Source organism: Nocardia sp. CDC160 (assembly GCF_035818795.1).
Lineage (GTDB): Bacteria > Actinomycetota > Actinomycetes > Mycobacteriales > Mycobacteriaceae > Nocardia.
In genome coordinates this window covers 1-785 of sequence record NZ_JAYKYT010000019.1, presented here as the reverse complement: position 1 = coordinate 785, position 785 = coordinate 1, and the positions used below count along the sequence as shown (strand labels likewise).

Here is a 785-nt window from a genome sequence, read left to right as displayed (position 1 = left end):
GCTGGGTTGGGTTTTCCGGCGAGGGTGTAGAGGTATTGGAGGGTGAGGTTGTTGATGGCTTGGGCGAGGGCGTGGTTGGTGGTGTGGGTGTTGCCGGCGGTTTTGGTGGCGTGAGTGAGGGCGTCGTGGAGGATTCTGTTGACTTGTTGCTGGCCGGTGGGTGTGTAGGCCTGGGGGCCGAGGGTTTGCAGGGCGTGGTTGGTTTGGTCGACGATGGCGCTGATGGTGGCGCGGTCGGTGGAGGTGATGCCGGCCAGGGTGGTGAGGTCGGTGGCGAGCTGGTCGTCGAGTGTGGTGTAGGCGTTGGCGGCGTTGTGCTGGTAGATCTGTTGGGTGGTGATGGCGGTGGCGCCGGTGCCGGTGCCGGTGTAGCCGGTGGCGGGGATGCCCAGGGCTTGGCGCAAGGCGGTGACCTGTGGATCGGTGGTGGTGCCGGTGCCGTAGGCGGCGGCGAGCAGTTTCAGGATCTGGATGGCTTTCTGGGCTTGTGGTGACAAACCCGCCCCCGCTGTATCGGAACCGGTGTTGGCCGCTCCGCTGGTATCGATAGGGGTCGTGCCAGTGCTAGTTCCGCGGGTGTCGGTGGTGGGGGTGGTGTCGGTGGTGGGGGTGTTGCTCAGGCCGGTCATGGCCTGGGCGAGCAGCGGCAGCAGGGTCCCGGCCGCGGTCGCGGTGGCGGTCGCGGCCTGCTCGGCGACCGGTGCCCATGCCTCGACCGCTTGCGGATCAACCAACCCACTCGACCCACCAGAACCAGACACCACACCCAAAGAACCCGAAAACAC

General features: G+C 66.5%; 1 protein-coding gene. It reads right to left on the bottom strand.

Features of this window, described 5'->3' with window-relative positions; all coding sequences use genetic code 11:
• The coding region (locus tag VMT40_RS39315) for a DUF4226 domain-containing protein (protein ID WP_326364774.1) at positions 1 to 734 on the bottom strand (734 nt) is incomplete at its 3' end.
• Positions 735 to 785 lie beyond the last annotated feature (51 nt).